The sequence below is a fragment of the Rhodococcus gordoniae genome (assembly GCF_001646655.1).
Lineage (GTDB): Bacteria > Actinomycetota > Actinomycetes > Mycobacteriales > Mycobacteriaceae > Rhodococcus > Rhodococcus gordoniae.
Genome location: NZ_LPZN01000055.1, coordinates 1 through 23,404 on the forward strand (window position 1 = coordinate 1; position 23,404 = coordinate 23,404).

Below are 23,404 nucleotides of genomic sequence, written 5' to 3' on the forward strand. Positions count from 1 at the left end.
CCGTCCGGCGACATCCCCAGCAGCCCGCGGCACGGTGCGCGCCACGGGTTCACGGTCTCGACCTCGATCCGGGCGAGGCCGAGTGGTTCGGCGAGCGCGTCGAGTGTGCCCTCACCGCCGTCCGCGACGGGCATCCGGATCGCGGTGTGCCCGGCGCTCTCGACGCCGGACGCGATCGCATCGGCGACCTCGACGGCGGTGTAGGTGCCCTTGAAACTGTCGGGGACGATCAGGATGCGGGTCACCGCAGCACCCAGGCGAAGGCCTCGGCCTCGGAGCGGGCGCCCTGCCGCGCACGCGACCGGTTCGGTTCGTCCAGTTCGGCGACGATGTCCTCACCGAGGCGGACCAGGGCGCCGAAGATCTCCGGGTCCAGCCACGACGGTCGCGTCGCGAACAGCAGGTCCTCGCTCGCGGTGTTGCCGCTCGCACCCGGCGCGAACGGGCATCCTCCGAGGCCGGCGAGCGCACCGTCGACGACGGTCGCGCCCGCCTCGATCGCGGCGAGGCTGTCGGCGACACCCAGACCCCAGGTGTCGTGACCGTGGTAGACGATCCGCCGGTCGGGGGATTCGGCGGCCAGTCGCGCGACCAGCGACGACACCTGTCCGGGCACGGCCTGCCCCAGGGTGTCGGCGACGACGATGTCGACGGCCCCGTCGGTGCGCGGGTCGCACGCGATCTCGACGACCCGGTCGGGATCGACCGGACCGTCGAACGGGCACGTGAACGAGGTGGCCAGGCACAATTGGATGCTCCCGCCGGCGGCGTGGGCACGCTCGATCGCCGCGGGCATCGCGGCGAGGCTGTCCTCGGTGTCGCGGCCGATGTTGGCGCGGTTGTGGGCGTCGGATACCGAGAAGCAGTACTGGAACCGGCGGGCCCCGGCCGCGATCGCCTTCTCGACGTGGCGCGGTGTGGCAACCCAGATCCAGCAGCGGTCGAGTTCCTCCTCGGTCAGCGCCGCGACGAGGTCGAGGGTGTTCGCCATCGGGGGCACGAGGTCGGCACGGGCCAGGGATCCGATCTCGAGTTCGGGGACTCCGGCCGCGAGCAGCGCCCGCACGATCTCCACCTTGCGTTCGGTGGGCAGCAGCTTGTCGGTCAGCTGGAGTCCGTCGCGCAGGGTCACGTCGCGCAGGATCACGTCCGTGCGTGCTCGGTCACTCGTCGGTCCCGCCACTGATCCGCCTCCCGTCGTGTTCCTGCCCGGCCCCGCCGTCGCGAACCGCCCCAGTATGCCCCGGTCACCGTGCGGGCACGATTCGTCGACACACCGGAGGGCTTTCGCGAAGTCTGTGACAGATGACACTATCCTCACCGTTCTGATCGTGATTTGCCGGAAGGTGCGCGGACATGGCTTCGGTCCTGGGAAAAGTGTTGCTCTGGATCGCTCTGGTGGGGGGACTGGCCGGGGCGGTGATCGCCGTCTGGGCGCTCCACGTCAACGGACTGGTGGCCTCCCTCATCGTGGCTTCGGTGACGGGACTCGTCCTGCTGCGCCTCCGCCCGGAGGCACGCGACGACTCGGCCTCCGATATCGCTGTCACCTGACGGCCTCCGACACTGCCGTCACTCGACGGCCTCCGACACTGCTGTCACCTGACGGGGAACGGTGCGGTCGGACGGTAGGGTGAGAACGGCGTCCGGGTCGAGGGCGCCTCGCGCAGACGCGCTGCACGAGCGCGGCGTCGACGCCGGACAGGGGGCCCGCGGCCTCCGCCGGGCGTGGAAGAGGAGCAACGGTCAGTGTCGCTGTGGTCTCGTGCGATGTCGGTGGACGAACTCGACAGCCGTCGCTGGGTGGATCTGATGCCGTGGCTCGATCGCTACGGTTCGGCCCGCACCGCCGCCCTCGGCGCGCTGGTGTCGTCCCCGCGATGGTGGGAGAACGAGTCGCCCGCCGAGACTTCCGGCCACACCGAGATCCCCGAGCTGTGTGCCGAACTCGCCCACATCTACGTCACCGATCACCCTGATCTGCGGTTCGCGGACGGTCTGCTGCGTGAGGACGAAGTGCCCGTGGCCGCACTCGATCTCGGTCCGGCCGCCGCGACCCTCGTCGCACGCCTTCCCCACGCACCCACCACCGCCGAGTTGTTCAGCCGCAGTCCGGCCGACCTGCTCGGGGTCCGCGGCGCCGACCGCGAGGCGGTGGAGGAGATCGTCTGTGCCGCGCTCGTCACGACGGTCCTCCGCGAGCCGTCCACTCTCGGGGCCGATCCGCGTGCCGCGCGGGTGCCCGCCGTGGCGCTGCTCCTCGACGACCTGGCCGCGCTGGCGCGGTGGCGCAGAGTGTGCGGTCAGGACGACGCACCCCTTCTGCAGGCCGTGATCGACGACGGCGCGCCGGAGGAGATCCAGGACGCTGCGGCCCGGTTGCGGGCGCTCACCGCCCGCGACCTCCCGGTGGTGGCGCCGTCCGATCCGATCACCGAACTCACCGAGTACCTGCAGGGACTGCCCGACGCGGAGCGCGCGGCGTTGCGGCGCCGCGTCCACGACGTCGACGACCCGGCCGGGCCCTCCACCTTCCCGTTCGGCACGGCGGTGGGAGACCTGCTGGCGGCGTTGCGCGTCGACGTGCAGCCGGTGGCGTCGTTCGACCGGGTGGTGTGGGCCCATCCGGTGCTGAACCGGACCGTGCCGGGTTTCGACGTGCCCCTGTGGCGAGTGCTGCACCGGCTCGACGATCGCTTCGAGGTCGCGGACGGGTGGGTCGCCGTACCGGATCTGCCCGACGCCGAGAAGCAGACGCGGGGATTGCTCTCGGAGTTCGAGTCGCCGAACGGTGTGGTGGAGCCGGCCGCGGTGAAGGCGGTGTGGTCGCTTCCCGACGGTGAGTTCGAGGCGTGGACGCAGTACTGCGGCACGACGACCTTCGAACGCCGATTGTTGTCCCCGCCGGACGGTCTCGCGGGTCGTGCCGCACAGGTCCTCGAGGTGCTCGGCGATCCGCTGACCGCCGACACGCTCGTCGCACGGATGGGTGTCAATGCGGACGTCCATACGCTCGCCTCCGAGCTCGCCGACGACGAGCGCTTCACGTCCGACGGCGAGCGGTGGGCGCTGGCCGAGTGGGACGTCGACGTGGTCATCGCGATCCGCAACCGCATTGCGCGGTTGGTCGATGCCCGCGGAGGAAGCGCCGATCGCGACATGGTGGTCGCCGCGCTCGTCGACCGCTTCGGCATCTCCGAGGACTCTGCTCGAACATTCACGGGTGGAGGGGATTTCGAGGTCGTCGACGGTCGCGTCCGGCGGCGTCACCGTTCGCACGTCCCCATCGCCGTGCCCGAGCGCACGCGTCGGCTGTATCGTCTGGGCGACTCCTGGCGGCTGCGGATCCCTGCGACGCGCGACCACCTTCGGGGAGCCGAGTTCACGGTTCCGTCCGCTGTCGCGACGATCGCGAACTGCGCGCCGGGCGGCCATGTGGTGCTGCCGTCCCGGCTGGGAGGGCAGACGTTGCGCTGGACGGGGCCGGCGCCGCGCCTGTCCTCGATCCGCCGTTTCCTCGAGGATGTCGGCGTGGAGGAGGACAACGAGCTGCTGCTCGAGATCCGCACCGACGGCCGGTTCGACGTCCTGCCGCTGCGCACTGTCGCCGACAACGCCGAACCGTTGCGCAAGGCGCTCTCGCTCATCGGCCACACCGAACCGGAGACCGTCCCCGAGGAACGGATCGCGGCGGCACTCGCCTCCGCCCTCGGCCTCGACGGGGAGTCGCGTCCGCGTCGGATCCTGTCGGCCTATCGCGCCCGTCGGGAGACCGAGGTGGTCGCGCTGCTCGAGCAGGCATGGGTGCGCGTCTCGAACTGACCGGGAGACGTGATGCATCCGGACCTCGGACGTAGCACGATTGAGGAATGGCCGACACGTCGAAACCCACCGTCGCAGTCCCCGCCGCCCTCGACGCGGTTCTCGAGGCGTTGCGGGGAGCCATCTCGTCGGTGGAGGCCGCCGTCGTGCGGCTCGAAGGTGAGGATGCGGCGCCCGGGACCGTCGACCGTGTGCTCGACCTGGCCGGGGCGCCCCCGGCCGGCGACATCGTCGCCACGCACAACATCCTGACCAGGGCGGCATCGATCGTCGACCACACCGGCGGTCTGCCCGACGGGGAGTGGTCGGTCGTCGCCGAGGTGGGCCCGGTCTTCGCCGAGACGGTGATGCGTCTGCGCAGTCACGTCTCGTCGTCGCTGGACGATCTCGGGCTCGACGCGGCGGTGGGTGAGCACATCGAACTGCTGCAGACGGTTGCGGCGGAAGGAGCGCTGGGGGAGACTCTGCAGTTGCTCGTGATCGTCGAGGACTGCCTGTTCCTGTGGCATCGCGTGCACCTGGCGCGCACGCGCGACGAGGATCTGACCGACGCGCTGACGTCCGCGCGGCAGGTTCTGTCCGACCACTTCACGCAGGACGCGGCGTTGCTCCGTCGTGCCCGCGCCGCACTGGCGCGGTTCGCGGAGGATCCTCCGATCGAGGTCGTCCGGCGCCTGTCGTCGGGACGGACCACGAAGGTGCTCGCCGGTCTGCGCCGGGACATCGACGACTTCCGGTGGGCGTGCCGTGCCGACGAGGCCGGCTGGCTCGACGACGAGGACTCTGTGGTAGCCGAGGCGCTGGACTCGATGAGCAGTCCACTCAAGGCGGTCGGGGGAGTCCTCGGCGACGTGTTCGAACGCGGCCGGGCCCGGGTGACGGAGACGTGGAGTCGCTCCGACGAGTCCGCGCCCGCTGCCGAGTCCCGCGGCGAGCAGTAGAAGAAGTCCCGGCACCGTTGATGGACGACCGCGCGATTCGCATACCTAGATCTGCTAGGGTCACCGTTATCCATAGAACTTCTAGGTATGAGGGCGACATGTTCATCGAGAAGGATCTGGTGGCCGCCTCCGCCACCCCGCTCGTGCTCGGCATCCTCGCCGAGGGCGAGTCGTACGGGTACGCGATCATCAAGCGCGTCAACGAGCTGTCGCAGGGCCGGATGCAATGGACCGACGGGATGCTCTATCCCCTCCTGCACCGCCTCGAGCGGGCGGGGCACGTGTCCGCCACCTGGCGGGTCGCCGACAACGGGCGCCGCCGCAAGCACTACGCCATCACCGATGCGGGTCGCGAGGTTCTCGCCGAACGGGCGGCGCAGTGGACGGTCGTCGCCGATGCGCTGCACCAGGTGTGGCAGTCGGCCCAGTTGCCTCCCGCGGCCGCGCCGGGGTGGTCGTGATGACACTCGACGCGCATCTCGAATCCCGGATCGCCGGCTGGCGCCGCTACGTCGCCGACCGTCGCGTGATCTCGTCCTCCGACATCGACGAGATGGAAGACCATCTTCGCGAACAGATCTCGGAGTTCGTGTCGGTCGGATTGACGGCCGACGAGGCGTTCCTGGTCGCGGTCGGCAGGATGGGTGGTCTCGACGAGATCTCCCGCGAGTTCGCCCAGGAGCACTCCGACCGGCTGTGGAAGCAACTCGTCCTCACCCGCCGCGGCGGGGAGGAATCCGGAACCCCGCGTCGCCGTAGGGAACTCGCGGTCGTCCTCGCCTGCGCGCTCGGTGCCGGACTGGCAGTCCGGGCCGGGCTCGAGTGGCTTCCCGAGGCCGCGCTCCTGCGCAACGCCGCCGTGCTCGTCCTGCCGTTCCTCGCGCTGTACTTCGCGTGGAAACGGGAGATGAGCCCGAAGAGCGGTGCGCTTCTTGCCGTTCCGTTCGTCCTCTCGGCGGTCGTGCTCAACGTGTTCCCGTTCGAACCGGGTGGTGCCACCGAGATCATCGCGGCGATCCACGCCCCGGTGGTCCTGTGGTTCGTGGTGGGCGCGGCCTACGTCGCAGGACAATGGCGGTCCCATCGCCGACGCATGGACTTCGTGCGCTTCACCGGGGAATGGGCCGTGTACCTGGCGCTGCTCGCGCTCGGGGGCGGTGTGCTCATGGGGCTGACCGCCGGTGCCTTCAGCGCCCTGGAGATCGACCTCGAACCGTTCTTCGAACAGTGGATCGCCCCGTTCGCGCCGGCCGGAGCCATCGTCGTCGCGGCATGGCTCGTCGAAGCGAAACAGCAGGTCGTGGAGAACATCGCGCCCGTTCTCACCCGGGTGTTCACACCCGTCACGATCGTCATGCTGGTCGCACTGTTCGTCGCGGTGGTCGCCTCCCACAGCGTCGTCGACGTCGACCGGGGCCTGCTGATCCTCATGGATCTGATCCTCGTGCTCGTCCTCGGGCTCCTGCTGTACTCGATCTCGGCCCGCGACCCGCATGCCGCACCGGACGTCTTCGATCTGCTGCAGGTCGTGCTGATCGCCGCGGCGCTCGCTGTCGATCTGCTGATGCTCACCGCGATGACGACGCGCATCGCCGAGTTCGGTTTCACCGCGAACAAGGTCACCGCGCTCGGCCTGAACCTCGTCCTGATGGTGAATCTGGTGTGGGCGGCCCGGCTCGGTGTCTCGTTCCTGCGGGGACGCTCCGGTTTCGCGGCCGTCGAGCGGTGGCAGATGCGGTACCTGCCGGTCTACTACGGGTGGGCGGTGCTGGCCGTCCTCGTGATTCCACCCCTCTTCCGGTTCGTCTGAGCGTCCTCGGCCCGGGGCTACGGTAGGAGCATGCCCAGGACGGACGCGGTGCCCACGTACACGATCAGGCAACTGGCGGCCTTCGTCGCCGTTGCCGAGTGGGGCACCATCACCGCGGCCGCCGACGCGATGCACATCTCGCACTCGGCGTTGTCGTCCGCGATCACCGATCTGGAGAAGGCTCTGGCGGTGAAGCTCCTCGTCCGGCAACGCGCACGCGGAGTCAAGCTGACGCCGACCGGTCACGCGGTGCTCGAACGGGCGAAGATGCTGCTGCACCACGCGAGCGAACTCGAGAGCGATGCGCGCTCGGAGGCGGGCGACGTCGTCGGCCCGGTGGCGGTGGGGTGTTACCTCTCACTGGCTCCGACGTTGTTGCCCGCGCTCATCGCCGAGTTCACCCGCGCCCATCCCCGGGCCGACGTCGACTTCCGCGAGGACACCCAGACTCGTCTGCGGATGCTGCTCGACTCGCACGAACTCGACGTGGCCTTCCTCTACGACCTGGATCTCGAACCGGGACTCGAGACGGTCACCCTCGACGTGCGCGAGCCGATGGTGCTCGTCTCGGCGGATCATCCCTTCGCCGGGGCCTCGCACGTGCGCCTGCGCGACCTCGCCGACGAACCGATGGTGCTCCTCGACGCTCCGCCGAGTTCGGGGCACGCCCTGCGGGTGTGCGCCGAGGCGGGCTTCACCCCGTCCGTCGCGTACCGGACCCAGACCTTCGAGACGGCGCGATCGTTCGTCGGCCGCGGACTGGGGTGGACCCTGCTCGTGCAGCGACCCGCCGTCGACGTCACCTACGAGGGCCGGACACTCGTCCTGCTGCCCGTCGTCGATCCGGCTCCGGAACCCGTGCGGGTCGTGCTCGCGTGGCGCAAGGACGCCCTCCCGAGCCGTGTGGCCCAGACGTTCACCGACTTCGTCGTGGATGTCGCACGGACCGTGCAGGCCCTCTGACGTGGACGAATGTCCGTATTCGCGGAATTTCCGTGAATATTCACCGACTTTGTGCGCTTTGCAAACGATGTGACCGCTCTCATGATTGGTCCATTGCGTCCGAACGCTCGTCGATCGGATGCCTCGGATCGACCGCCGGAGAGGGCACGAACATGACCGTCCTTGACTCGACGCAGCAGACGTCGGCAAGAGCCGCACGCAAAGCCGCACTCGGCAGCTTCGTCGGCACCGCCATCGAGTGGTACGACTTCTTCATCTACGGCACGGCAGCGGCACTCGTGCTGGGCCCGCAGTTCTTCCCCGGTTCGTCCGACGTGGCCGGGACGCTCGCGGCCTTCGCCACGCTCGCGGTCGGGTTCATCGCACGCCCCATCGGCGGCGTCGTGATGGGGCACTTCGGTGACCGCATCGGCCGCAAGTCCATGCTCGTCGTCTCGCTGCTGCTGATGGGCTTCGCGACCGTCGCGATCGGCCTGCTCCCGAACTACGCGGCCATCGGCGTCGCGGCCCCGATCCTGCTCGTCGCCCTGCGTTTCGTCCAGGGCCTCGGCGTGGGTGGCGAGTGGGGCGGAGCGGTGCTCGTCGCCACCGAGAACGCCCCGGCCGGGAAGCGCGGACTCTACGGTGCAGCGCCGCAGCTCGGTGTCCCTGCGGGCGTGCTGCTGGCGAACCTCGTCTACCTGCCGCTGACCGCCTTCTTCAGCGAGGAGACGTTCGACGCGTGGGGCTGGCGTGTCCCGTTCCTCCCCTCGGCGATCCTCGTCTTCGTCGCCATGTGGATCCGCCTGGGTCTCGAGGAGAGCGCGGAATTCAAGGCCGCCAAGGATGCACCCGCACCGGTCGACGAGAAGATGCCGATCCTCGAGGTGCTCACGCAGCACTGGAAGACCGTGCTGCTCGCCGGTGGCACCTTCATCGCCACCAACGGCATCGCCTACGCCTACATGGTCTACGTCCTCAAGTACGGCGAGGCCACGCTCGGGTTCGGCAAGACCACGATGCTCACGCTGCTGATCGCCTCCTGCCCGTTCTGGATGGCCGGCATGGCCTTCAGCGCATGGCGTTCGGACCTGGTCGGACGCCGCACCGTCTACATCAGGTCGTCGGCGGCACTGGTCGTCGCGGCCGCCCTGTTCTTCCCGCTGATGGACACCGCACTCCTTCCGGTCATGCTCCTCGCGATGGTCGGTCTCGGGTTCACCCTCGGCTGCTGCGCCGGCCCGCAGTCGGCGCTGTTCGCCGAACTGTTCCCGGCGAAGATCCGCTACAGCGGTGCGTCGCTCGGCTACCAGGTCGGCGCGATCCTCGGCGGCGGTCTCGCACCGATGGTGGCGACCTCCCTGTTCGCAGCGACCGGCACCTCGATGTCCATCACCGGCTACTTCGTGCTGATCGCGCTGATCAGCCTCATGAGCATCCTGCTGCTGCGCGTGCCGTCCGCCGGGCACGCGAACACCACCGACTCCCGCCGTTCTCCCGAGGAAGGTGCCTGACCATGTCGACCTACTACCAACCGCCCACGTACCCCGCGTCGGAATTCGAGTCGATGACTCCCGCCGACGAGACGCTGCCCGTCGTCGTGGTCGGTGCCGGTCCGGTCGGCATGGCCGTCGCCCTCGGTCTGGCCCAGCGCGGTGTGCCCGTCACGATCCTCGAAGCCGCCGACCAGGTGTCCTTCGGCTCGCGGGCCATCTGCATCTCCCGCCACAGCCTCGAGGCCGCCGCACGACTCGGCTTCGGTGAGGAACTCGAGAAGATCGTGCTGCCGTGGGTCGGTGGCCGCAGCTTCTACCGCGACCGGCAGGTCCTGCACTTCCAGATGCCGCAGCGTGATTTCGACGTCCTCCCGCCCATGGTCAACGTCTCCCAGTCGGAGTTCGAGCAGATCATGGTCGACACCATCGAGCAGAACCCGCTCGTCACACTGCACTGGCAGGCGCCGATCGCCGGGATCCTGCGTGGCGAGGACGAGGTCACCCTCGAGATCGACACCGCCGCGGGCAAGCGCCATCTGCGGGCACGGTGGGTCGTCGCCGCCGACGGCGGCCGTAGCCGCATGCGCGAGCTCGCGGGACTGCGTCTGCAGGGCACCAGCTACGAGGGCCGCTACGTCATCGCCGACATCCACTGGGAGTCCGATCTTCCCGCGGAGCGCATGGTCTGGTTCGACCCGCCGAGCAACCCCGGCTCGACGATCATCATGCACAAGCAGCCCGGCAACATCTGGCGCATCGACTACCAGCTCGACCCGTCCGAGGACGCCGAGATCGAGACTCAGGAGGACGCGATCCGCACCCGGATCGCCAAACACCTCGACTGGCTGCGCAACGACCTGCCGTGGACCCTGGAGTGGAAGGGCTTCTACAGTGCCCGCGCGCTCGCCCTCGACGAGTTCACCCACGATCGCCTGCTCTTCGCCGGTGACGCAGCGCATCTCGTGCCGATCTTCGGTGTGCGCGGCCTCAACTCGGGTATGGAGGACGCCGAGACCCTCGCGTGGCAACTCGCCGCGGTCGTGAACGGCAACGCCGAACCCGCCCTGCTGAAGGCGTACTCGTCCGAACGCCACAACGCGTGGGAGCAGAACATCGCCAACGCCGGCAAGTCCACGCTCATCATGAGCCCCGGCAGCCACGGCTACCGCACCACGCGCGACGCGATCCTCGCGCTCGCCGTGGGACGCCCCGAGTTCGGGCACCTGATCAACCCGCGTCAGTCCAGCGCCACGCACGCCCGCCTGTCGCCGCTGACCTGGCCGGTCGCCCCCGGAACCGAGGGTGTGCTGCCGGGCGATCCCGTCGAGGACCGCCGGATCCGCATCGCCGGTCGCGAGACGTCGCTGAACGACGCGCGCGGCACCGGATTCGCGGTACTCGGTGTGGGCCTCGACACCGCGGGTTCGGCCGCACTCGCTGCCGCTGCGACGAGCCTGGCGCAGGCGCTCGCCCCCGAGAACGTCGCTGCCCTGGCCGTCGGCAGCGCAAAGGTGGACGGTGTGACGCTCCTCGATGCGCCCGATCTCGTCGAGGCACTCGGCGCGAGGGCCGGTGAGGTCTTCGTGATCCGCCCCGACGGTCTGCTGCTGTGCCGCGTGCCGGTCGCCGACCTGGACGGTGTCGCGGCGTCCCTGCGCTCCGGTGCCGCTCCTGTCGGTGCGGAACTCCCGGCCCGGCCCGCCGAGCAGGTCACCGAGGACGATCAGCGACGGGAGAACGTCTGGCTCGGTCTGTCGACCGCCCTGGACCAGGCCGCCGAGGACGACCGAGAGGGCTTCCTGGCGCGACTGGCGCTGGTGCTCGGTTCGCAGGTCGAACGCCGGCAGTTCGAGGAGGCCATCGCGGCCGCCGCGGACACCTCGCCGCTGCGCGTGGAGGAACTCGCCCCGCAGGCCTGAGTGATCGGATCGCTCGTATGTCCGCCCCCGGTTGCCCCCTGCTACCGGGGGCGGACTGCTGGACGGGGAACTACCTCAGCGCGTCGAGTGCCTCGTCGATCGGGACGTCACCGTTGTCGAACTCGATGGTGCGACCCACCGTCTCCGGGCGCTCGAGTACCGCTGCGGCGACGGCCGCGACGTCGGCGCGCGAGACCTGCCCCTTGTCTCTCGCCCCGTGCCCTTCGATCTGGATGCGGCCCGTGGGCGGATCGAGGGTCAGCGCGCTCGGACCGAGGATCGTCCAGTCGAGGTCGGTGCCCCGCAGATGCGTGTCCGCCGCCGACTTGGCCTCGGCATAGGCGTAGAAGCTGTTGTCCTCGGGGACGCCGTGGTCGGGGCGGGCTCCGAAATACGACACCATCACGTACCGGCGCACCCCGGCCTCCTGCGCGGCGGTCATCGAGGCGATCGCCGCGTCCCGGTCCACCGCATAGGTACGTTCGGGATTCCCTCCGCCCGCACCTGCGGACCAGACCACCGCGTCGTGGCCGCGCAGCAACTCGGTCATCTCGGCGATGTCCATCTTCTCGACGTCGGCCACGACGGGGGTGGCACCGGCAGCGCGTACATCGTCGGCATGATGGGGATTACGGATGAACGCACTGGTCTCGTGACCGGCAGCGGCCAGCAGCCGCTCGAGATGCAGTGCGACCTTGCCGTGTCCTCCGAAGAGTGCGATTCGTGCCATGAAGACCTCCCGACGATCGAATGGTTCCCGTGCTGCATGCCCCGAACCGGCCACCGCGAACCGTGACGTCCACGGCGAACCGCATGATCAGCCGATACGTTCGAGTGCGCGGTCGACGAGATACTCGGCGATCGCCATCGACGAGGTGGCCCCCGGCGACGGAGCGTTGCGCAGGTGCACGACCCGTCCGTGCCCCGTGACGACGAAGTCGTCCTCGAGACCTCCGTCGGAGTTCATCGCCTGGGCGCGGATGCCGCGCGGTCCCGGCCGCACGTCGTCGATGGTCAATCCGGGCATGTACGCGGCTGCGTCGGCGACGAACCGTCGAGTGCTGACGGCCGTGCGCAGTTCCCGACCCGCTGCGGGCAGATTGTGAGCGGCGAACCGCCAGAAACCGGGCCAGGCGACGGCGTCGCGCAGATCCCGCCACGATCCGCGCCGGCCGCGGTAGCTCTCGCGACCGGGGGAAAGAAAGGCGTTCGGCCCCACCATCACCTCTCCGTCGATGCGGCGGGTGAGGTGCACTCCGAGGAACGGGTAGCGGGGATCGGGCACCGGATAGATCAACCCGCGCACCTTCGTCGCCGCCTCGGGTTCGAGCAGCAGATAGTCGCCGAGGAACGGGACGATACGCGGGTCGCGGGTGTCGCCGGAGGTGTGTGCGAGTCGATCGGACTGCAGCCCCGCGCACGTGATCACCAGGTCGAAGGCCAGTTGATCGTCCGGGATGTCGACGACGACCTGCTCACCCGTCTCGCGGATCGCCGTCACGGTGGTGCCGGTCCGCACCGTGCCCCCAGCGGCGGCGACGTCGTCCGCGAGCGCACGGGTGACGGCGACGAAGTCGATGATCGCCGTGCGCGGGGAGTGCAGGGCTGCGATCCCGACGGCGTGCGGTTCGATCGCGGTGATCTCGTCGGCACCGATACGTCCGATACCGGGGACCCCGTTCGCCGTGGCCCGCGAGAAGATCGCGTCGAGCCGGCCGAGTTCCGATTCGGCGAGGGCGACGACGAGTTTGCCGCACTCGTCGTAGGGCAGGCCCTTCTCCGTGGTGAACGTCTGCAACAACTCCACTCCGCGCCTGCACAACCGGGCCTTGAGGCTTCCGGGCGCGTAGTAGAGGCCGGCGTGCACGACGCCGCTGTTGTGCCCCGTCTGGTGCGCGGCGAGCCGGTCCTCCTTCTCGAAGAGCGTGACGTCGGCGTCCGAGAGGGCGAGTTGCCGGGCGGTCGCGGCACCGATGATGCCCCCACCGACCACCGCGACGCGAAGATTGCGCATACTCGAGGGCCGCTCCCTGTTCTCCGCGGACCGTGGTGTCCGCCTGCAGTTCGGCGAGTATATGCCGCGACGCCTCGCCGACGAGCACGATCCGGGTAGGGGAAACGGCACTGTTCGAAGCAGTTCTGACCGGAACACTCGGCGAAATCCCCCGAGTGAGGGATGGTCGAGGCACCCGACCCCGGCCGACACTGAATTCACGGAAGAGAGGGGTTCATCGAGAACCCTCGTCGATCGGATATCACCATGAAGAAATATCGATCACGTCGTTCCATTGCTCTGCTCGTGGCGACCTGCCTCGCCGTGGCGATGGCAGGCGTGGCCTCGGCGGTGCCCGCTCCTGCCCACCTGCATTTCGGTCAGGCCGTGAGCGTCGGCGACGGAACTGCGCGTGCGTATGCCACCTTCGACGCGAACGGCGCTCCGACTGCTGTCGGCATCCGTCTCTCGCCGACTGTCCTCGACGGACTGCCCGATGCCGCCGGGATGTACATGCTGCACCTGCCCGTTCAGGCGTCCGACACGGTGTTCGACCACGTCATGTTGAACTGGAATCCGCGTGGACACGACCCGACCGTGCTGTTCGGCAAGCCGCATTTCGACGTGCACTTCTACATGACCGACATGGCGTCGATCGAACGGATCGACCCTGCCACACCCGATTACGCCGACCGCGCGGCACGGCTTCCGGACCCGAAGTACATGCCCGTCGATTACGTGACCCCGCCGGGCATGCTCGCCTCCCAGTTGGCGGTGCCGCTCATGGGTGTGCACTGGCTCGACGTCACGGAGGGAATGGTCCCCGGCGTCTACAACTTCACCGAGACCTTCATCAACGGATCGTGGGACGGCGACTACACATTCATGGAACCGATGATGACACGGGAGTGGCTGCTCACACGTCCGGCGATCCGCGAACAGATCAAGTTGCCGGCCGCCTATCAGCACTCGGCCTACTATCCCACCGTCTACAGCGTCGGATTCGACGAGCAGGCACAGGAATACGACATCGCCCTCGAAGGGATGGTTCCGCGTCAGGCGTCCTGATCGCGATGTCCGTGAGAACCCTGCGGAGACACAGGAATCGTTCAGTGCGAAATCAATCCGAACGGAGGAATGTCATGCCCGTAACCGAGGAATCCGTCGTCATCGACAAACCTGTCGACGAGGTCTTCGCGTTCTTCGCCGACCCGGAGAGCGCTCCGGTGTACATGACGAATGTGATGGACTACGAACTGGTCTCGGGTGAAGGCGGCAAGGAGGGATCGCTCGCGCGTGCCATCGTCAAGGTCGCCGGACGGAAAATCGAACTCACCGAGGAACTGGCTCGGGTCGAGCCCGGCAGAGCCCAGCAGCGCCGCAGCGTGAAGAGCCCGATCCGGTACGAGACCGTCTATCGCTTCGCGCCGGTGGAGACGGGAACCCGCGTCACCTTCCACCAGGACACCGAGGACGTCGGAAGCTTCTTCGGCAGATTCACTCAGCCCGTGGTGGAGAAACTGTACGCACGCGATGTGCGGAACAACCTCGAACACGCGAAACAGCTCCTGGAGGAGGGGGATGCGGACGAAGGGTGACGTGAAGTCCCGACCGGCACCTGTCAGGGGGTGCCGGTCGCTTCGCGTGCACTCGTCAGTGGTCTGTTCGTCAGTGGTCGACGAGCGTCAGAACTCGATCGGCCGCTGCCGATGCCCCGTCGACACGCCGGAGCCGAGCGCCGAGTTCCCCTGCCGCCGTGCGATACCCGTCCTCGGTCAGCAGACTGTTCAGGGCAGCGCGCACCTGCTCGGGCGACGCGGTCTTCCGGAGGCGGATGCCCGCACCGGCCTTCGCCACCTCGCGACCGATCATCGCCTGATCCGTCACTGCGGACATGGGCATGATCAGCATCGGAAGACCGTGGGCCAGTGCCCGGAAGGCCGTCGCATGCCCACCGTGCCCCACGACCACCGAGCAGGTCGGCATCAACTCGTGGTGCGGAACGTACCGGTGGACGGCCGCATTGGGCGGTACGCGCAATCCGGTGGGATCGATCGCAGGTCCGGTGGTGACGACGAACTCGGCGTCCATCTCCGCCGCCGCATCGAAGATGCTCTGGTAGGTACGGCGCTGGCCCGGGAAACCCGCCGTGCTCAGGCTGACGAGTACTCGCGGCGGTGTTCGTCCGACCGCGGCGGCCTTCGCGTCGTGGATAGCACCCGTCCAGATCAGCGAACCGTTCGTGTGCCGCCGCCCGGCCGGGTCGAGCACCCGATCCGAGCACACCAACCGCATGTCGGCCTGCTCCCACAGCCGCTTCGGACCCAGGCCGCGCAGACGCGCGCCGATCCCGAACGGCCCGTGACGGAACGAACCGTCGAATGCGGAGAAGAAGGTGTGGAACAGCACTACGTGCGGCACTCCGGTGCGCGCCGCCGCGTCCTGGGCGTTGAACAACATGCAGTCGACGATCACCAGATCGGTCGGTTCCCTGGTGATCTCGTCGTGAACGTCCCGGGCGACCGCGGCGTCCGTCGTCATGGCGAGGGCCATGGTCAGCACCTTCGCAGTGCTCAGCTCGACGTGCGGGGTCCAGGTCGGTGAGTGACGATAGCTGCAGAAGACGAGACCGGCGTCCTCCGCGACCTTCCGTTGCGATTCGTGTCCGAGCACCCGCACGTGGTGTCCGCGGCGATGCAACTCGCGTCCGAGCGCTGCTTCGGGCGGGTAGTTCCCGCCACCCTCCAACGTGACGATCAGGATGCGTGCCACGTTTCACCTCTTCCGCTGCGCATCGACCGGGACGTGTTTCGGGTCCGGCTTCTCGACGAACCACCCGTCCGGTCCGACCGTCGTACCGATCCGGGGGAGACAGTGGGTGAAGAACAACCGTGCGACGAGTTCCTGACGGCTGCCCACACCGGTCTTCGCATAGATGCTCTTCAGATGGTCCTGCACGGTGTACGGACTGATGAACAGTCCACGTGCGACCTCGGTGCGTGATTCTCCCGCGAGAACGCGCGCGAGGACATCGGTCTCTCGCTCGGTGAGGCCGTGGAGCGCGGCCGTGAGGGCCACGAGCTGAGCAGGTTGTGCGGGTTCGATGGCGACGACGATCCGGGCCGATTCTCCTCGGCCGTCCAGCGACCCGGCCCTGAGGACGAGCCACTGACCGTCCTGCGTGCGGGCACGTACGGCACGCGCTGCCGTGCCCTCGTATCGGAATCGAACAGCGATCACCACGGCGGGGAGCATGAAGGAACCTTCGTAGCCGAGACGCTCGAGATACTCCGTCGCCTGGGGAGTGGCCGATTCGATCTCGTTGTCCGCTCCCACGACCACGACCGCCGGTCCGGAACCGGCAAGCGATTCGTCGGATGCGAGTAGAGGGGATCCGCGCAACAGCGACAACCGGAGTCCGTCACCGATCTCGCTCACGCATCCCGCGAGCGTCGCCACCTCCTCGGCGTCGAAGCGACGGCCGGGACCGCGCATGAGAGTGCCTCCGCCCCAGACGCGGCAGTCGCGACCCCGAAAGACGAGTCGCACTTCGTCGTCCATCCCCTGAGGTTCGAGGATTTCGTTGTAGGGCAGGGCATCGCGGATGTCGCAGTCGAGGGCCTCGCGGATCGTCTGGACACCGGTTCGTGTCCGGGCGAGCCTGCCGTAGGTGTTCGCGAAACACGACGTGCCGTACTCGATGTGCGCCACCGTCTCAGCAGCGCGACCGGAGGGGTCGTCGGCATCGAGCATGGTTACGCCCGTGAACATCATGCTCGCCGGATCGACGAGGGCGACGCATCCGATGTCGTAGCGGATGCGCCGCCGGATCGTGTCGAGGACGGCGTGCCGGAACTCGGCGGGATCGGCGGTTCCGAGAGCGATGTCCCGAACCTCCCTGCGGAGCACCGACGTCTGCCGTGCCGCGGTCATATTCTCATTATGTGCTGGTCACGGACGTTCGGACACCCTTGGGCGCGGGACGAACGCCGCATATACGGCGAATGCCGTCCCCGATCCGTGGATTGGGGACGGCATTGTCCGGAAAGTGACGAATTGCTCTGCGCCGCTGTGTGATCAGCGCTCGCCTAGCGTGATCGCCGCTCAGCGGTTGCGGTCGGAGCTGTAGCCCCAGAGCCAGTCGGTGTACTTGTAGCTCGACGTGTCGCGGATGCGGAACAGCTCGTTGCGGGCCTCGCGACCGGCACCGTCGAGATGCCACAGATCGCCCCACATACGGCCGGTGGTGAGGATGCGGTTGCAGCGCGGTGCGCGTTCGGCATTGACGTCCTGGAGGATCTTCGGCCAGTTCTTCGTATCGCCCTGCAGATCCTCGGCCGCGTAGTCGGCGAGGCACCGGGCGTCCTCGAGCGCCATGACGGCACCGGATGCGAGGTACTGCAGCGGCGGATGCGCGGCGTCGCCGAGCAGGATCATCCGGCCGTCGACCCAGTTGTCGATGGGGTTGCGGTCGAACATCGGCCACCAGCGATCGGTCCACAGGTACTTCAGTGCGGCCTGCACGCTCTCGTGGCAGTGGTCGTAAGCGTGGGCGAGTTCCTCGGGGCTGCCCCACATCTCCTCACCGCGGAGGAAGGCCGGGGACTGGAACACCGCGACCTGGTTGAGCATCTCGCCCTGACGCAGCGGGTACTGGATGAAGTGGCAGCGCGGGCCGATGTAACCGACGACGTCCTCGATCTCTTCCTCGAGCGGAACCTCGTTCATCGGGAAGGTGCCGCGGAAGGCGACGTAACCCGAGCCGACGGGCTTGTCGTCGGAGAGCTTCGGGCGCAGACGCGAGTGCAGCCCGTCCATCCCGAGCGCGACGTCGCCGACGTGCTCCTCGCCGTTCTCGAGCACGACCCGCACGGTGTCGCCCTCGGTGACCACGTCGGTGACCGCGGAGTTCGTCCGCAGATCGGCGCCGGCCTTGCGGGACGCTTCGACGAGCACGGAGTGCAGATCGGAGCGGTGCACTACGAAGTACACGCCGCCGTAGTGCTGCTGGTAGTCGTGTCCGAGGTCGATCTTGGTGAGGATCTCCGCGGTCACGGCATCACGGAAGACGAGGTTCTTGGGCAGCACGCCCTTCGCGATGACCTCGTCGTACACACCGAGTGACTGCAGGATCCGCGAACCGTGCGGGCCGATCTGAAGGCCCGCGCCCACCTCGCCGAACTCGGGAGCGCGCTCGAACAGCGTGACCTGGGCGCCCTTCTGCGCGAGAGCGAGGGCGTTGGCGACGCCGCCGATGCCGCCGCCGGCAATGAGAACTCGTGCGTCCTTCAGGTCGGACATGACACTCCTTCGGGTCGTGTGAAGCAGGGGAGACGGGGTCCGCGATCAGTGCATGGAGATCGGGCGAAGCGAATCGTGACGTGCGGGGAACTTCTTCCAGATCACCGTCAGCAGCAGCGACGAGATCAGGGCGCTGACACCGAAGAGCACGAAGTTGGAGTTGGCACCGAGGCCGGCGAGCAACCAGCCACCGATCTGCGGGGCCGCGACGGCGCCGATACGTCCGACGCCGAGTGTCAAGCCGAGGGCGGTGCCGCGCAGGTGGTCGGGGTAGTAGGACGCGACCGCGGCGATGATCAGTGCCTGCGTGCCGTGGGTGCCCACACCGGCGAGGACGAAGATCAGGTAGACCGCGGCGACCGGCGGGTCGAGCAGGAGGGTCAGCAGGGCGACGCCGGCGATGAGCGCGGCGACGATGCTGGTGGGGACCGAACCCCAGCGGACGCCGCCCCAGGCGGTGATGAACGAACCGGCGACCGCGCCGAGGTTCAGGGCCAGGGAGAACGTGAGGGCGTTGCCGAGATCGGTGCCCTCGCCCTGCATGAGCTTGGGCAGCCAGGTGCCGAGGCCGTACCAGGCGAGCAGCGTCACGACAGTGACTGCCGCGAACATGATGCTGATGGTGCGGAAACGGGAACCGAGCAGTTCCTTGAAACCACCTGCGGAGTTGTCCGGATGGCTGTTCGAGACAGCGTGCTTCGGCAGCACCTTGATCGCCAGCGGGACGAGGACGAGCAGCGGGATCAGTGCGAACGCGAACATCGGGCGCCAGCCCCAGTTGGGGATCACCGGGATGCCCACGAGAGCGGCGATCGAGCCGCCGATCGGGACGCCCGACATCATCATCGTCGCGACCGCGGCGTGCCACTTGTCCGGCACCAGTTCGGCGGCGAGGGCGTTCGAGGTCGGTACGAGTCCGCCGAGTCCGATGCCGGCGACGAGGCGCAGGAGACCGAAGATCACGGGCCCGGGCGCCACCGCGCACAGGGCGGTGAAGACGGAGAGGACGACGACGCAACCGATGACGGCGTTCTTGCGTCCGATCGCGTCGGAGAGTCGGCCGGCGAGGACCGCGCCGATCATTCATGCCCACGAACGCGAGGCTTCCGAGGGTGCCGGCGGTGGAGGCGCTGATGCCCCACTCGCCTTGGAGGCTGGATATGACGTTGCCGTAGACGATGAGGTCGTAGCCGTCGAAAACGACGAACAGCCAGCAGACGATCACCGCCATGACGTGAGCACGGGGGAGCGTGATGTTGCTTCCGGCCCGTGTCGGTGAAGCCCCGTTCGGGAGATGCATTCTTCAACGGTGGGCGTGTGCCGCCCGGCGATGCAATAAAGTTCTGCTATGCAGAACAAGCCGATGGGCACGATCCGCACGCCGACGTACATGCTCGGGTCCGTCGACAACGCGTTGCGGCTGCTGCAGTTGCTCCGCGATGCGGGTGCGATCCGGCTCAAGGATGCGGCCGCGGAACTCGGCACGGCGCCGTCCACCGCGCACCGTCTGCTGGCGATGCTCGTCTACCGGGGCTTCGCAGTGCAGGACGAGAAACGGATGTACCACCCGGGGCCGGCGCTCGGCGTCGGTCCGGCGAGTCAGGGGTGGACACGGGACTTCACCGACCTCTGCCGCCCGCACATGGAGGCCCTCGCCACGCTCGCCGACGAGACCGTCAACCTCGTGATCCGGGTGGGATCGCAGGCGCGCTTCCTGTGGACGGCGGAGGCAGCGTCGATCCTGCGTGTGGGCGATCGCCGAGGTCAGGTGCTTCCCGCCGAGCTCACCGCGGGCGGACGCATCCTGCTGGCCGAGCTTCCCCGCACGGTCCTCGAGCAGCTCTACCTGCGACCCGCGGACGAGCCCCACATCAGCAAGGGGCAGAGCCCCGCCTACGAGACCGACCGCCGGATGGCCATCGGGGAGTTCGAGGAGTTCGCGCACGAACTCGAGGCGGCACGCAACCTGGGTTTCGCGGTCAACGTCGAGCAGACGGAGGAGGGTGTCGCTGCGATCGGAGTGGCGATCCGCAACGGTCGGGGTGCTGCGCTCGGTGCCCTCACGGTGGCCGTACCGGTCACCCGCTACCGGCAGCATCTGCGCGGAAGGCTGGTCGCGCAGATGCAGGCGGCGGTGCGGGGCATCGAGGTCGACGTCGCAGATATCGCCGGTCCGGACGTCCCGAATTCCACTGTGCAGAAATAGATGGATTCCTCGGTTCCGGCGCCCCTACTTTGGAGACAAAGCCGGACAAGGAGATTTCATGACTGCCACCGAGCCTGTCGATCCCGAGCTCCAGAAGCTGTACGACGACTTCGAGACCGAACACCTCAACCCGTTGTGGACGCAGATCGGCGACCTGATGCCGATGGTCCCGACGTCCAAGGCCGTCCCCTTCGTCTGGCAGTGGTCGACGCTGTACCCGCTGGCCCAGCGCGCCGGAGATCTCGTGCCGGTCGGCCGCGGCGGTGAGCGTCGCGCCATCGCGCTCGCGAACCCGGGCCTCGGCGGTGTCCCGTACGTCACCCCCACGCTGTGGGCGGCGATCCAGTATCTCGGCCCGAAGGAAACCGCTCCCGAGCACCGGCACTCCCAGAACGCCTTCCGCTTCGTCGTCGAGGGCGAGGGCGTGTGGACCGTGGTCAACGGCGACCCGGTCGCCATGCGCCGCGGCGACTTCCTGCTCACCCCGGGCTGGAACTTCCACGGCCACCACAACGAGACCGATCGGCCGATGGCGTGGATCGACGGCCTCGACATCCCCTTCGTGCACTACACCGACACCGGCTTCTTCGAGTTCGGCTCCGACGGTCTCACCGACGAGGGCACCCCGGACATCTCCCGGTCCGAGCGACTGTGGGTCCACCCCGGTCTGCGCCCGCTCGTGGGCCTCGACCGCAAGACCAGCTCGCCGATCGCGTGCTACCGCTGGGAGCACACCGACCGCGCGCTGAACGAGCAGCTCGCCCTCGAGGACGAGGGTTACGCCGCCACCCCGGAACCCGGCCACGCCGCCGTCCGCTACACCAACCCCACCACCGGTGGCGACGTCATGCCGACGATCCGCGCCGAGTTCCACCGACTGCGCGCCGGCGCGCACACCCGCGCCCGCCGCGACGTCGGATCCGTGGTCTTCCAGGTCTTCGACGGTGAGGGCCGCTTCCATCTCGCAGACAAGAGCCACGACGTCACCAAGGGCGACATGATCGTCGTCCCATCCTGGGTCGAGTGGTCGCTCGAGACCGACAAAGGTGTCGATCTCTTCGCCTTCTCCGACGCGCCGATCGTCGAACGTCTGCACTTCAACCGCACCATCATCTCCGAAGGAGCCTGAACCCCATGCGTCTCGCCACCCTCCGCCTCGACGGCGGCACCGCCGCCGTCCGTGTCGACAGCGACTCCAGCGCCACCGTCATCGACGGCTACGCCGACCTGTCCGCGCTGCTCGCCGATGCGAACTGGAAGTCGGTCGCCGAGCAGGCATTCGGAAAGACCGTCGACCTCGGCTCCGCCGACTACGCCCCGGTCGTCCCCGCCCCGGGCAAGATCGTGTGCGTCGGCCTGAACTACGCGACCCACATCAAGGAGATGGGCCGTGACCTGCCGGAGTACCCGACCCTGTTCTCGAAGTTCAAGGAAGCCCTCACCGGCCCCTACGACGACGTGGTCGTTCCCGCCTACGCGGGCTCGCAGCTCGACTGGGAAGCCGAGCTCGCCGTGGTCATCGGCAAGCAGGCCTACCAGGTCTCCGAGGCCGACGCCGCCGAGTACCTCGCCGGCTACTCCGTGATCAACGACTACACGATGCGCGACTACCAGTACCGCACGCTGCAATGGGATCAGGGCAAGACCTTCGAGAAGACCAGCGGCTTCGGTCCCTTCCTCGACACCGACTACCAGCTCGGCACCGCCATCGAGACCCGCCTCGAGGGCGAGGTCATGCAGTCGTCGAACACCAACGACCTGGTGTTCACCCCGGCCAAGCTCGTCGACTACATCTCGCACATCGTCACCCTGCAGCCCGGCGACGTCATCATCACCGGCACGACCGGCGGTGTCGGCCACGCCCGAAAGCCCGCGCGCTACATCGGCAACGGCGAGGTCTGCGAGGTCACCATCGAGGGCCTCGGCACCGTCCGGAACAAGACGATCATCAAGTAGGAGAAGCCGACCGTGGGATTCAACGATCTTGACCTGTCCGAGCGACTCCTTATCGCCCGGCGGGGCACGGCCTACCTGTCTCAGCGCCTGGCCGAGCTGACCGACGACGAACTCGACGGTCCCACCCTGCTCGAAGGGTGGGCGCGCCGGCATCTCGTCGCGCACATCGGCTACAACGCCGCAGCGCTGTGCCGGCTCATGGACTGGGCGGCGACCGGTGTCGAGACACCGATGTACTCCTCCACCGAGCAACGGGCGCAGGAGATCGCCGAGGGCGCGACGCTGAATCCCCCTGCTCTGCGGAACCTGTTCTCACACACAGTTGCCCGTCTCGACGAGAAGTGGCGGCAGCTGCCGGAGACTGCGTGGCAGGCGCAGGTGCGCACCGCGCAGGGCCGGCTCGTGCCGGCCGAGGAGACCGCCTGGATGCGCACGCGCGAAGTGTGGATCCACGCGGTCGATCTCGACAACGGTGGTCGCTTCGGCGACTTCCCGCCCATCATCCTCGACTCGCTGCTCGACGACATCGTCGGAATGTGGCGCAAGAAGGATCTCGGCGCGGGCATCGCGCTCGAGGTCGAGGGACGCGAGGCGGTCCGCGTGAACGGCGACGCCGAGACCACCCACACCGTCCGAGGCGATCTCGCCGGTGTCGTCCGCTGGGCGGCCGGTCGCGGCGCCGTCGGCGTCACCGGCGGAGAACTCAGGCCGCCGCGCTGGCTCTGAGATTCCTGCACGTACGAACCACGAAGGCTCTTCCATCCCCGGGGATGGAAGAGCCTTCGGTCAGCGCGGATCCCGCTCGCACCCGATCCCGTCGTTGTCGCGGTCGAGTCGAGGCGCGTAGCCGGGGTCGTTGCGGTGGACCGGAGCCGCGCCGGCGTTCCACGCCTCGGTGCAGTTCTGGAATCCGCCACTCGGTGCGGCCGGAGCCGGACGGGGAGCCGGAGCCGCCTGGGGAGGCGGGGCGGCCTGGGGCCTGTCTCTTTTAACCATCTGACGCTGCCGACCGACCACT

22 protein-coding genes and 1 pseudogene are annotated in these 23,404 nt (G+C 68.3%); 14 read left to right on the forward strand and 9 right to left on the reverse strand.

The genetic code is table 11. The features are described from left to right. Window positions 1-245: glycerate kinase (locus tag A8G18_RS19055; protein WP_167352113.1), on the reverse strand; the 245-nt coding region annotated here is incomplete at its 3' end. Further along, window positions 242-1,147 carry a beta/alpha barrel domain-containing protein gene (locus tag A8G18_RS19060; protein WP_064065104.1) on the reverse strand — a complete coding sequence of 302 codons (906 nt, stop codon included), beginning with the start codon at window positions 1,145-1,147 and terminating at the stop codon, window positions 242-244. The genes A8G18_RS19060 and A8G18_RS19055, both read right to left, overlap by 4 nt. Window positions 1,148-1,356: 209 nt before the next feature. Here A8G18_RS19060 and A8G18_RS19065 point away from each other — a divergent pair, with 209 nt between their 5' ends. The 8 genes from A8G18_RS19065 to A8G18_RS19100 all read left to right on the forward strand — a co-directional run bounded on the left by A8G18_RS19065 (window position 1,357) and on the right by A8G18_RS19100 (window position 10,930). Continuing rightward, a complete protein-coding gene (locus A8G18_RS19065; protein WP_016934832.1) occupies window positions 1,357-1,554 on the forward strand; it encodes a hypothetical protein in 198 nt (65 codons plus the stop codon). Window positions 1,555-1,749: 195 nt separating this feature from the next. Beyond that, window positions 1,750-3,822, forward strand: a complete 2,073-nt coding sequence (locus A8G18_RS19070; RefSeq protein ID WP_064065121.1) for a hypothetical protein — start codon at window positions 1,750-1,752, stop codon at window positions 3,820-3,822. A 47-nt stretch (window positions 3,823-3,869) separates the two neighbouring features. Beyond that, window positions 3,870-4,763, forward strand: coding sequence for a hypothetical protein (locus A8G18_RS19075; RefSeq protein ID WP_064065105.1), 894 nt, complete (start codon window positions 3,870-3,872; stop codon window positions 4,761-4,763). Between the two features lie 98 nt (window positions 4,764-4,861). Next, complete coding sequence (locus tag A8G18_RS19080; protein ID WP_064065106.1) at window positions 4,862-5,224, forward strand: PadR family transcriptional regulator; 363 nt, start codon at window positions 4,862-4,864, stop codon at window positions 5,222-5,224. Then, window positions 5,224-6,573 (forward strand): permease prefix domain 1-containing protein, encoded by a 1,350-nt coding sequence (locus A8G18_RS19085; protein ID WP_064065122.1) that lies wholly within the window; start codon window positions 5,224-5,226, stop codon window positions 6,571-6,573. The genes A8G18_RS19080 and A8G18_RS19085 overlap by 1 nt, the downstream gene beginning before the upstream one ends. Window positions 6,574-6,603: 30 nt before the next feature. After that, complete coding sequence (locus A8G18_RS19090) at window positions 6,604-7,536, forward strand: LysR family transcriptional regulator (protein WP_064065107.1); 933 nt, start codon at window positions 6,604-6,606, stop codon at window positions 7,534-7,536. A gap of 152 nt (window positions 7,537-7,688) precedes the next feature. After that, on the forward strand, window positions 7,689-9,029 hold the full coding sequence (locus A8G18_RS19095; RefSeq protein WP_064065108.1) for an MFS transporter: 1,341 nt from the start codon (window positions 7,689-7,691) through the stop codon (window positions 9,027-9,029). 2 nt (window positions 9,030-9,031) lie between these two features. After that, window positions 9,032-10,930, forward strand: coding sequence for an FAD-dependent monooxygenase (locus A8G18_RS19100; protein WP_064065109.1), 1,899 nt, complete (start codon window positions 9,032-9,034; stop codon window positions 10,928-10,930). Between the two features lie 70 nt (window positions 10,931-11,000). On the opposite strand, the gene A8G18_RS19105 is transcribed toward A8G18_RS19100, so the two are convergent. Both A8G18_RS19105 and lhgO read right to left on the reverse strand, forming a co-directional pair. Next, window positions 11,001-11,660 carry an SDR family oxidoreductase gene (locus tag A8G18_RS19105; protein ID WP_064065110.1) on the reverse strand — a complete coding sequence of 220 codons (660 nt, stop codon included), beginning with the start codon at window positions 11,658-11,660 and terminating at the stop codon, window positions 11,001-11,003. An 87-nt stretch (window positions 11,661-11,747) separates the two neighbouring features. Next, entirely contained in the window at window positions 11,748-12,944 is a 1,197-nt protein-coding gene (gene lhgO, locus A8G18_RS19110) for an L-2-hydroxyglutarate oxidase (protein WP_064065111.1), read from the reverse strand. 246 nt (window positions 12,945-13,190) lie between these two features. On the opposite strand from lhgO, the gene A8G18_RS19115 reads away from it, so the two are divergent. Further along, window positions 13,191-13,991: a DUF5602 domain-containing protein gene (locus A8G18_RS19115; protein WP_064065112.1), complete on the forward strand. Its 801-nt coding sequence runs from the start codon at window positions 13,191-13,193 to the stop codon at window positions 13,989-13,991. A gap of 74 nt (window positions 13,992-14,065) precedes the next feature. Beyond that, on the forward strand, window positions 14,066-14,521 hold the full coding sequence (locus tag A8G18_RS19120) for an SRPBCC family protein (RefSeq protein WP_064065113.1): 456 nt from the start codon (window positions 14,066-14,068) through the stop codon (window positions 14,519-14,521). 70 nt (window positions 14,522-14,591) lie between these two features. Here the strand turns inward: A8G18_RS19120 and A8G18_RS19125 are convergent, their stop codons facing one another. The 4 genes and pseudogenes from A8G18_RS19125 to A8G18_RS19140 form a co-directional block, all read right to left on the reverse strand. Further along, entirely contained in the window at window positions 14,592-15,695 is a 1,104-nt protein-coding gene (locus A8G18_RS19125; protein WP_064065114.1) for a glycosyltransferase, read from the reverse strand. Between the two features lie 3 nt (window positions 15,696-15,698). Beyond that, window positions 15,699-16,856 carry a helix-turn-helix transcriptional regulator gene (locus tag A8G18_RS19130; RefSeq protein ID WP_064065115.1) on the reverse strand — a complete coding sequence of 386 codons (1,158 nt, stop codon included), beginning with the start codon at window positions 16,854-16,856 and terminating at the stop codon, window positions 15,699-15,701. A gap of 171 nt (window positions 16,857-17,027) precedes the next feature. Beyond that, window positions 17,028-18,224, reverse strand: coding sequence for an FAD-dependent monooxygenase (locus tag A8G18_RS19135; protein ID WP_064065116.1), 1,197 nt, complete (start codon window positions 18,222-18,224; stop codon window positions 17,028-17,030). Window positions 18,225-18,269: 45 nt separating this feature from the next. Beyond that, window positions 18,270-19,455, reverse strand: a pseudogene (locus A8G18_RS19140) (MFS transporter). A 117-nt stretch (window positions 19,456-19,572) separates the two neighbouring features. On the opposite strand from A8G18_RS19140, the gene A8G18_RS19145 reads away from it, so the two are divergent. The 4 genes from A8G18_RS19145 to A8G18_RS19160 are packed head-to-tail and all read left to right on the forward strand — an operon-like array spanning window position 19,573 to window position 23,112. After that, window positions 19,573-20,430 (forward strand): IclR family transcriptional regulator, encoded by an 858-nt coding sequence (locus A8G18_RS19145; protein WP_064065117.1) that lies wholly within the window; start codon window positions 19,573-19,575, stop codon window positions 20,428-20,430. A 58-nt stretch (window positions 20,431-20,488) separates the two neighbouring features. Continuing rightward, window positions 20,489-21,559: a cupin domain-containing protein gene (locus A8G18_RS19150; protein ID WP_064065118.1), complete on the forward strand. Its 1,071-nt coding sequence runs from the start codon at window positions 20,489-20,491 to the stop codon at window positions 21,557-21,559. Between the two features lie 5 nt (window positions 21,560-21,564). Continuing rightward, entirely contained in the window at window positions 21,565-22,386 is an 822-nt protein-coding gene (locus A8G18_RS19155) for a fumarylacetoacetate hydrolase family protein (RefSeq protein ID WP_064065119.1), read from the forward strand. Window positions 22,387-22,398: 12 nt separating this feature from the next. Further along, window positions 22,399-23,112 carry a maleylpyruvate isomerase family mycothiol-dependent enzyme gene (locus A8G18_RS19160; protein WP_064065120.1) on the forward strand — a complete coding sequence of 238 codons (714 nt, stop codon included), beginning with the start codon at window positions 22,399-22,401 and terminating at the stop codon, window positions 23,110-23,112. A 60-nt stretch (window positions 23,113-23,172) separates the two neighbouring features. Here the strand turns inward: A8G18_RS19160 and A8G18_RS22635 are convergent. Then, window positions 23,173-23,404: excalibur calcium-binding domain-containing protein (locus tag A8G18_RS22635; RefSeq protein ID WP_167352114.1), on the reverse strand; the 232-nt coding region annotated here is incomplete at its 5' end.

Coding starts and splice junctions, on each gene's coding strand:
- A8G18_RS19135 (WP_064065116.1), bottom strand. CDS start 18,224: ATGTCCGACCTGAAGGACGCACGAGTTCTCATTGCCGGCGGCGGCATC.
- A8G18_RS19150 (WP_064065118.1), top strand. CDS start 20,489: ATGACTGCCACCGAGCCTGTCGATCCCGAGCTCCAGAAGCTGTACGAC.
- A8G18_RS19120 (WP_064065113.1), top strand. CDS start 14,066: ATGCCCGTAACCGAGGAATCCGTCGTCATCGACAAACCTGTCGACGAG.
- A8G18_RS19080 (WP_064065106.1), top strand. CDS start 4,862: ATGTTCATCGAGAAGGATCTGGTGGCCGCCTCCGCCACCCCGCTCGTG.
- A8G18_RS19090 (WP_064065107.1), top strand. CDS start 6,604: ATGCCCAGGACGGACGCGGTGCCCACGTACACGATCAGGCAACTGGCG.
- A8G18_RS19065 (WP_016934832.1), top strand. CDS start 1,357: ATGGCTTCGGTCCTGGGAAAAGTGTTGCTCTGGATCGCTCTGGTGGGG.
- A8G18_RS19095 (WP_064065108.1), top strand. CDS start 7,689: ATGACCGTCCTTGACTCGACGCAGCAGACGTCGGCAAGAGCCGCACGC.
- A8G18_RS19085 (WP_064065122.1), top strand. CDS start 5,224: ATGACACTCGACGCGCATCTCGAATCCCGGATCGCCGGCTGGCGCCGC.
- A8G18_RS19105 (WP_064065110.1), bottom strand. CDS start 11,660: ATGGCACGAATCGCACTCTTCGGAGGACACGGCAAGGTCGCACTGCAT.
- A8G18_RS19155 (WP_064065119.1), top strand. CDS start 21,565: ATGCGTCTCGCCACCCTCCGCCTCGACGGCGGCACCGCCGCCGTCCGT.
- lhgO (WP_064065111.1), bottom strand. CDS start 12,944: ATGCGCAATCTTCGCGTCGCGGTGGTCGGTGGGGGCATCATCGGTGCC.
- A8G18_RS19145 (WP_064065117.1), top strand. CDS start 19,573: ATGCAGAACAAGCCGATGGGCACGATCCGCACGCCGACGTACATGCTC.
- A8G18_RS19130 (WP_064065115.1), bottom strand. CDS start 16,856: ATGACCGCGGCACGGCAGACGTCGGTGCTCCGCAGGGAGGTTCGGGAC.
- A8G18_RS19075 (WP_064065105.1), top strand. CDS start 3,870: ATGGCCGACACGTCGAAACCCACCGTCGCAGTCCCCGCCGCCCTCGAC.
- A8G18_RS19100 (WP_064065109.1), top strand. CDS start 9,032: ATGTCGACCTACTACCAACCGCCCACGTACCCCGCGTCGGAATTCGAG.
- A8G18_RS19115 (WP_064065112.1), top strand. CDS start 13,191: ATGAAGAAATATCGATCACGTCGTTCCATTGCTCTGCTCGTGGCGACC.